This window comes from Pseudomonas sp. SDO52101_S400, from assembly GCF_054071635.1.
Map to the genome: position 1 here is coordinate 1 of NZ_JBSVWF010000113.1, position 7,638 is coordinate 7,638.

The following is a 7,638-nucleotide window of genomic DNA, read 5'->3' on the forward strand; positions in this document are numbered from 1 at the left end:
TGCTCGCGAAGAGGCCCTCTAAACCGCTACAAAAATCAGGCCCCGGGCACCGGGCAACCCACATCCCCTTCCTCACACTTCAAATACTGCTTGAGCGCCTCGGTTCGATCTTTGGTCAATCGCGTGATGCATGAACTGTAGATCATCGGGTACATACTCCCGCCCTTTACGCCGGATGCCGAAAATTCGCATTCGGCGTCGCGAAATCCGATCCACGCCCGCTGAGCACTGACCAGCAGTTTCTTGCTGGCAGGCTCATCTTTCAGCCGTGCGGTGATTTGCTGATACACCGCGTTCAACTCTTTATCCGCCGCTTTGTTCTCTTGCCCGGCGCACTGATTCATTGTCGCCTGATCGCTGGCATTGGCGCAGTCGACGGCGGCGTGGGCAATAGAGGTGAAAAGCAATGGCGTCAGGGCCAGGAGCAGGCGTGGGGACATGGGGTTTCTCGCTGTAGTCATTGAAGATGCCGAGCAGTTTAGCGACTTCGTGGATTCAACAAGGTGTGCGGTGTCTCGATGCGTTGAGCAACCGTTCGGCCGTAGCTGCAATTTCTTCTCCGTCATGCAGCTTCTCCAGCCACCCGGACGGGATTCCCTGGACGCCGTAATGGGCACCGGCCAACTGGCCGACGATAGCGGCCGTGGTGTCCGCGTCATCGCCCAGATTGGCCGCTTGCAGGACGGCTGCGGCAAAGCTGTCGGTGTGCTGGAAGCACCATAACGCTGCTTCAAGGGATTCGACGCTGTAGCCCGTGCCGCGAATCTCCCTTTCCGACTTGTTCAAGTAATCACCCCGGGCAATCGCCGCGACCTTGGGCTGGCTGAAGACTGTTTGCGGCAGGCGGCGCAGATCCGCTTTCGATGCACCTTCCAGGGCTTTGCCGAGCAGTTCGGCAAACAACTGGCAGCATTCGACGGCCTCGGGCGCCGCATGAGTGGTACGTGAACTGTCGGCGGCGAATCGTCTGATTTGCCGGGCATCGGGGAAATAAAACAGAACCACGGGTACCAGGCGCATCAACGAGCCATTACCGGCACTGTAGGGATCGGTGGAGCCGGCAAACGGCTCTCCTGTTTGTTGATAGCGGTCCAGTGCCTGACTCACGGTCATGCCGATGTCGAAACATTCGCCGGTCGAACTCAGATAACCCCATTGCCACCAGTTCAGATAGCGGCCCATCTGATCCGCGGCATCGAATGCGTTTTTGTTCAGCAGGCTTTCTGCCAGGCACAGCGCCATCGAGGTGTCGTCGGTCCACTGCCCGGGTTTCAGGTGGAACGGCCCGCCGCCTACCATGTCGGTCAGGGGCTGGAAGCTGCCCCGAGACTTGAATTCGACAGTGGTTCCCACTGCATCGCCGCAGGCCAGGCCGAGGAGGGCGCCACGGTAACGTTCGGGGAGAGATGGCTGCATGATGACGTCCTTGTATGGGTTCTGATCGTGGCAAACGTTATCAGGTTCGCGGTGATCGTCCGCCGGCACGCTGACGAGCTGCCGGGCAAAAATGCCGCTGGATATTTCCATCGTGTTGGACGACTGCACTGGATTGATACAACTTCGCATTGGACATGTGGTCATACAAGCCTACTGTTCAAAACAGGAGGTGACGTATGAAACCAGTACCCAACAGCTTTGAACGTAAAATCATGCTCCGGTCGCCGCGCTCCCATGTCTGGCGCGCGCTGGTCGATGCCGAGGCGTTTGGCCAGTGGTTTGGCGTGGCCCTGGAGGGCCGGCGGTTTATCGCGGGCGAGTGGACGCAGGGGCAGGTCACGTACCCCGGTTATGAACATGTGCTCTGGAACGTGCTGGTGGAGCGGGTCGAGCCCCAGCAGTTGTTTTCCTTCCGCTGGCATCCCTATGCCGTGAACCCGAAAATCGATTACTCCCAGGAACCGACCACGCTGGTCAAATTCGAGCTGCAGGACTACGAGAACGGCACGCTGCTGAAGGTTTCCGAGTCAGGTTTTGCGCACATTCCCGACGTGCGTCAGAAAGAGGCGTACTACATGGACAGCCGTGGCTGGGAAGAGCAATTGAGTCGACTTGAACACTTTCTCGCCGAGACCGACAGGGCACGCGAGCGTGAAGGTGGCTGACAGCGAAGGGTTTGCCCCGTGGTTGAAACGTTGGGCGCTGGTGCCCGACGGTGTTCCGATCATCACGCCGGGCAGCATGCTCTTGCCGGTACGTCAGGGCGACGCACCGGCGATGCTGAAAGTCGCGGTGGACGATGAGGAAAAGTACGGCAACCTGCTGATGACCTGGTGGGACGGCGACGGCGCCGCCCGGGTGCTCGCTCATCACGAAGACGGCCTGTTGCTGGAGCGGGCCATGGGCCGGCGTTCGTTGATGCACATGGCGCTCAACGGCGAGGATGACGAGGCTACGCGGATCATGTGCAGAGCCTTGGCCCGGCTGCATGCGCCGCGCCACAGGGTGCCACCACCGCTGGTGGAGCTCGCGCCATGGTTTGCTTCGCTGCGATTGGCCGCCACCCGATACGGTGGCCAATATGCGGTTTGCCTGCAAATGGCTGAAGACTTGTTCGCCGAGCCCCGTGACGTCGTTGTTCTGCATGGTGACATGCACCACGACAACGTCCTCGATTTCGGCCCGCGCGGCTGGCTGGTCATCGACCCGAAACGTGTGCGGGGCGAGCGCGGTTACGACTACGCCAACCTGATCTGCAATCCGGAACTGCCGACGGCCAGCGATCCTGAACGTTTTCGACGGCAAGTCGATGTGATCTGCGAATCGGCTGGACTGGACCGTCGGCGCTTCTTGCAATGGGTACTGGCATTCGCCGGACTGTCTGCTGCGTGGTTCATGGAGGATGCTGAACAAAAAGCCGCTGCCGGACAGCTGAAAGTCGCGCAACTGGCGGCTTGCGCGCTCGATGTCTGACACGACTAAGGGTTTTCGGAAGGGGCGCTATAGCGAATGTCTTACACGCGATGGTAGCTTTTTCGACTATTGCCGATTGGATCCAGAGCGTAATCTAGCCTCATCAACTGAAGCACAGGGAGTGTTTCAGGATCACGGATGATCGACCATTAGCAAGGATCGCTGCCGACAGGGAGTCGATAATGGTCTTGGGAAAAACCCGCTTCGGCGGGTTTTTTTTCGCCTGCAGAAAAGTATCGCGCCCAAACAGAAACACCGCCGATTGGCGGTGTTTCTGCATCTGCAGGTTTTACGAGGCGATCAACTGCCGCAACACGTAATGCAGGATCCCGCCGGACTTGAAGTACTCCACCTCGTTCAAGGTATCGATGCGGCACAGCACTTCGATTTTTTCCTGCCGGCCGTCTTCCCGGGTGATCACGAGGGACAGGTTCATCCGTGGGGTCAGCTCGACACCCGTCAGGCCCTGAATCTCCAGGGTTTCCTTGCCGGTGAGGTTAAGACTCTTGCGGTTCTGATCGAGCTTGAACTGCAACGGCAGCACGCCCATGCCCACCAGGTTGGAACGGTGGATCCGCTCGAAGCTTTCGGCAATAACCGCTTTCACCCCGAGCAGATTGGTGCCCTTGGCGGCCCAGTCGCGGCTGGAGCCGGTGCCGTATTCTTGCCCCGCAATCACCACCAGTGGCGTACCCGAGGCCTGATAACGCATGGCCGCATCGTAGATCGCCAGTTTCTCGCCGGTGGGAATGTAGATCGTGTTGCCGCCTTCTTCGCCACCGAGCATTTCATTGCGGATACGGATGTTGGCGAAGGTGCCACGCATCATCACTTCGTGGTTGCCACGGCGTGAACCATAGGAGTTGAAATCCCGAGGATCCACGCCTTTTTCCCGGAGATAGCGACCTGCCGGGCTGTCAGCCTTGATATTGCCGGCAGGGGAGATGTGGTCGGTGGTCACCGAATCACCCAGCAACGCCAGCACTCGTGCGCCTTTCACATCGGTGATCACCGGCAGAGGGCCGGCGATGTCATCGAAGAACGGCGGGTGCTGGATGTAAGTCGAATCTGCCTGCCAGACGTAGGTCGCGGCTTGCGGCACTTCGATGGCTTGCCACTGTTCGTCACCGGCGAACACCTCGGCGTATTCCTTGTGGAACATTGCGGTGTTGACCTGATTCACCGCGTCGGCGATTTCCTTGCTGCTCGGCCAGATGTCGCGCAGGTAGACCGGTTTGCCTTGTTTGTCCTCACCCAGCGGTTCACTGCTGATGTCCATGCGCACCGTGCCGGCCAGAGCGTAGGCAACGACCAGCGGTGGCGAGGCCAACCAGTTGGTTTTCACCAGCGGATGCACCCGGCCTTCGAAGTTGCGGTTACCGGACAGCACCGACGCCACGGTCAGGTCGGCTTTCTGGATGGCTTTTTCGATCGGTTCCGGCAGGGGGCCGGAGTTGCCGATGCAGGTGGTACAGCCATAGCCCACCAACGAAAAACCGAGTTGATCGAGGTACTGAGTCAGTCCGGCAGCCTTGTAATAGTCAGTGACCACTTTGGAGCCCGGTGCCAGTGAGCTTTTCACCCATGGTTTGCGGGTCAGGCCTTTCTCCACGGCTTTTTTCGCCAGCAGGCCGGCAGCCATCATCACGCTCGGGTTGGAGGTGTTGGTGCAGGAGGTGATCGCAGCAATCACCACGGCACCGTTTTTCAGGCGATAGGTGTGGCCGTCGTACTCGTAGTCGGTTTCGCCGACCAGATCGGCATTACCCACGGCGACACCGCCGCCGCCCTCGCTTTCCAGACGTCCTTCTTCCTTGCTGGTGGGTTTGAATTGCAAATCGAGGAAGTCACTGAAGGCCTGGCCGACATTCGGCAGGGACACCCGGTCCTGCGGGCGTTTCGGCCCGGCGAGACTGGCTTCGACGCTGCCCATGTCCAGCGCCAGGCTGTCGGTGAACACCGGTTCCTGACCGGGCAGGCGCCACAACCCTTGGGCCTTGGTGTATGCCTCCACCAGTTTCACCACTTCAGTCGGCCGGCCGGACAGGCGCAGGTATTCCAGTGTGACGTCATCGACCGGGAAGAAACCGCAAGTTGCGCCATATTCCGGGGCCATGTTGGCGATGGTCGCGCGATCGGCCAGTGGCAGGTCAGCGAGGCCGTCGCCGTAGAACTCGACGAATTTTCCGACCACGCCTTTCTTGCGCAGCATCTGGGTCACGGTCAGCACCAGGTCGGTGGCAGTGATGCCTTCCTTGAGTTTGCCGGTGAGTTTGAAGCCGATCACTTCCGGAATCAGCATCGACACCGGTTGCCCGAGCATCGCGGCTTCCGCCTCGATCCCGCCCACGCCCCAGCCGAGTACGCCGAGGCCGTTGATCATGGTGGTGTGGGAGTCGGTGCCGACCAGCGTGTCGGGGAAGGCATAGGTGCGGCCGTCTTCGTCTTTGGTCCACACCGTGCGCCCGAGGTATTCGAGGTTGACCTGGTGGCAGATCCCGGTGCCCGGCGGCACCACGCTGAAGTTGTCGAACGCGCTCTGACCCCAGCGCAGGAAGGCATAGCGTTCGCCGTTGCGCTGCATTTCGATGTCGACGTTCTGTTCGAAAGCGCTGGCGCTGCCGAATTTGTCGACCATCACCGAGTGGTCGATCACCAGATCCACCGGCGACAGCGGGTTGATCCGCTGCGGATCACCGCCGGCCTTGGCCATGGCGGCGCGCATCGCGGCCAGATCGACCACCGCCGGTACGCCGGTAAAGTCCTGCATCAGCACCCGGGCAGGGCGGTATTGGATTTCCCGGTCGGAGCGGCGCTCCTTGAGCCACGCTGCAATGGCCTTGAGATCGGCGCCAGTGACGGTTTTTTCATCTTCCCAGCGCAGCAGGTTTTCCAGCAGGACTTTCAGCGACATGGGCAGCTTGTCGAGATCGCCCAAGGTCTTGGCGGCATCCGGCAAGCTGAAATAGTGGTAAGTCTTGTCATCGACTTTCAGGGTTTTCAGAGAATTCAGACTATCGAGGGACGGCATTACGATCACTCCTTTGAGTCCGCACGGCTACGGACTGAGGGGACGGGCAGAGCTATCAACGTAGCCCTGTTTTCAGTAGCTGGCTAATAACTGGACTCTATGGGCAAGTCCAAGGTTCCGACATGGGCTATCATGCGCCGGTTTTCGTGACAGGCTTTGCTTCAACGCAGGTCTGGCCATCGCGCAGGGGATGAATGATCGCCCTCTGCCCAGGAGTAAGAATGAACACCCTATTCATGCATTGCCGGCCAGGCTTCGAAGGCGAAGTCTGCTCGGAGATTTCCGACCTCGCCGCCCAACTGAACGTGGCCGGCTACGCCAAGGCCAAACCGGCGACCGCTTGCGCCGAGTTCGTCTGCACCGAAGAAGATGGCGCCGAACGTCTGATGCGTGGGCAGCGTTTTGCCGAGCTGATCTTCCCGCGCCAGTGGGCCCGTGGACTCTTCATCGATCTGCCGGAAACCGACCGTATCAGCGTGATCCTCGCGCACATGGCCGAATTCCCGGTGTGCGGCAACCTGTGGCTGGAAGTCGTCGACACCAACGACGGCAAGGAGCTGTCGAACTTCTGCAAGAAGTTCGAAGGGCCGCTGCGCAAGGCGCTGACCGGCGCCGGCAAATTGGTGGACGACGCCAGCAAGCCGCGCCTGTTGCTGACCTTCAAGAGCGGCCGTGAGGTGTTTCTCGGTCTGGCCGATGCCGGTAACTCGGCGATGTGGCCGATGGGCATTCCGCGCCTGAAGTTCCCGCGTGAGGCGCCGAGCCGTTCGACCCTGAAGCTGGAAGAGGCCTGGCATCACTTCATCCCCCGCGATCAGTGGGACGATCGCCTGCACAGCGACATGACCGGTGTCGACCTCGGCGCGGCACCGGGCGGCTGGACCTGGCAACTGGTCAATCGCGGCATGCTGGTGACGGCCATCGACAACGGCCCGATGGCCGAGAGCCTGATGGATACCGGCCTGGTGCAGCACTTGATGGCCGACGGTTTCACCTTCAAACCCAAGCAACCGGTGGACTGGATGGTCTGCGACATCGTCGAGAAGCCGGCGCGCAATGCGGCGATGCTCGAAGAGTGGATCGGCGAGGGCCATTGCCGGGAGGCGGTGGTCAACCTCAAGTTGCCGATGAAGCAGCGATACGCCGAGGTGAAGCGTCTGCTGGAGCGAATTGCCGATGGTTTCAAGGCCCGCGGGATCAAGGTCGACATTGGCTGCAAGCAGCTGTACCACGACCGCGAGGAGGTGACCTGCCATTTGCGCCGCCATGACGTGAAGAAAACCAAAGCCCGCTGAGCGCGCGACAGGTGACCGAACACCCGGCATTGGGCGACAATGCCGGCCAGTTTCAGGAGTGAATCATGAGTGAAATGATTAATACGCCGGTCGACGGCACCCTCGACGCCACCGGCCTCAACTGCCCGGAGCCGGTGATGATGCTGCACCAGCACATCCGTGACCTGGTGCCCGGCGGCCTGCTCAAGGTGATCGCCACCGACCCGTCGACCCGCCGCGACATCCCCAAGTTTTGCGTGTTTCTTGACCATGAACTGGTGGGGCAGCACGAAGAGGCCGGGACCTATCTGTACTGGATTCGCAAGAAGTCCGGTTGATCGAAAGGCAAAAAAAAAGACCTGCATCTGCTAATGCCAGTCAGTTAAGCTGACTGGCATTTTTATTTTTGATCGGATACTTCGG

7 protein-coding genes are annotated in these 7,638 nt (G+C 60.1%); 4 read left to right on the top strand and 3 right to left on the bottom strand.

Translation table 11 applies throughout. The features are described 5' to 3' along the window. Positions 1-35: 35 nt before the first annotated feature. Both ACW9HX_RS28650 and ACW9HX_RS28655 read right to left on the bottom strand, forming a co-directional pair. Complete coding sequence (locus ACW9HX_RS28650) at positions 36-440, bottom strand: lysozyme inhibitor LprI family protein (RefSeq protein WP_457383163.1); 405 nt, start codon at positions 438-440, stop codon at positions 36-38. Between the two features lie 55 nt (positions 441-495). Then, positions 496-1,416 carry an ADP-ribosylglycohydrolase family protein gene (locus tag ACW9HX_RS28655; protein ID WP_457383164.1) on the bottom strand — a complete coding sequence of 307 codons (921 nt, stop codon included), beginning with the start codon at positions 1,414-1,416 and terminating at the stop codon, positions 496-498. A 197-nt stretch (positions 1,417-1,613) separates the two neighbouring features. On the opposite strand from ACW9HX_RS28655, the gene ACW9HX_RS28660 reads away from it, so the two are divergent. Both ACW9HX_RS28660 and ACW9HX_RS28665 read left to right on the top strand, forming a co-directional pair. Continuing rightward, positions 1,614-2,102 carry an SRPBCC family protein gene (locus tag ACW9HX_RS28660; RefSeq protein WP_085713126.1) on the top strand — a complete coding sequence of 163 codons (489 nt, stop codon included), beginning with the start codon at positions 1,614-1,616 and terminating at the stop codon, positions 2,100-2,102. Further along, the gene (locus ACW9HX_RS28665) at positions 2,095-2,910 is read left to right on the top strand and encodes an aminoglycoside phosphotransferase family protein (RefSeq protein WP_457383165.1); all 816 of its coding nucleotides are present in this window, start codon (positions 2,095-2,097) and stop codon (positions 2,908-2,910) included. The genes ACW9HX_RS28660 and ACW9HX_RS28665 overlap by 8 nt, the downstream gene beginning before the upstream one ends. A gap of 289 nt (positions 2,911-3,199) precedes the next feature. Here the strand turns inward: ACW9HX_RS28665 and acnA are convergent, their stop codons facing one another. Beyond that, positions 3,200-5,941 (bottom strand): aconitate hydratase AcnA, encoded by a 2,742-nt coding sequence (gene acnA, locus ACW9HX_RS28670; RefSeq protein ID WP_457383166.1) that lies wholly within the window; start codon positions 5,939-5,941, stop codon positions 3,200-3,202. A gap of 221 nt (positions 5,942-6,162) precedes the next feature. On the opposite strand from acnA, the gene rlmM reads away from it, so the two are divergent. Together rlmM and tusA are read left to right on the top strand one after the other, a co-directional pair. After that, the gene (gene rlmM / locus ACW9HX_RS28675; protein WP_457383167.1) at positions 6,163-7,236 is read left to right on the top strand and encodes a 23S rRNA (cytidine(2498)-2'-O)-methyltransferase RlmM; all 1,074 of its coding nucleotides are present in this window, start codon (positions 6,163-6,165) and stop codon (positions 7,234-7,236) included. Between the two features lie 65 nt (positions 7,237-7,301). After that, on the top strand, positions 7,302-7,553 hold the full coding sequence (gene tusA / locus ACW9HX_RS28680) for a sulfurtransferase TusA (protein ID WP_011335204.1): 252 nt from the start codon (positions 7,302-7,304) through the stop codon (positions 7,551-7,553). Positions 7,554-7,638: the final 85 nt, after the last annotated feature.

Bases quoted from the DNA above. Each gene is read 5' to 3' on its own strand.
- ACW9HX_RS28660 (WP_085713126.1), top strand. From the start codon at position 1,614: ATGAAACCAGTACCCAACAGCTTTGAACGTAAAATCATGCTCCGGTCG.
- rlmM (WP_457383167.1), top strand. From the start codon at position 6,163: ATGAACACCCTATTCATGCATTGCCGGCCAGGCTTCGAAGGCGAAGTC.
- acnA (WP_457383166.1), bottom strand. From the start codon at position 5,941: ATGCCGTCCCTCGATAGTCTGAATTCTCTGAAAACCCTGAAAGTCGAT.
- ACW9HX_RS28650 (WP_457383163.1), bottom strand. From the start codon at position 440: ATGTCCCCACGCCTGCTCCTGGCCCTGACGCCATTGCTTTTCACCTCT.
- ACW9HX_RS28655 (WP_457383164.1), bottom strand. From the start codon at position 1,416: ATGCAGCCATCTCTCCCCGAACGTTACCGTGGCGCCCTCCTCGGCCTG.
- tusA (WP_011335204.1), top strand. From the start codon at position 7,302: ATGAGTGAAATGATTAATACGCCGGTCGACGGCACCCTCGACGCCACC.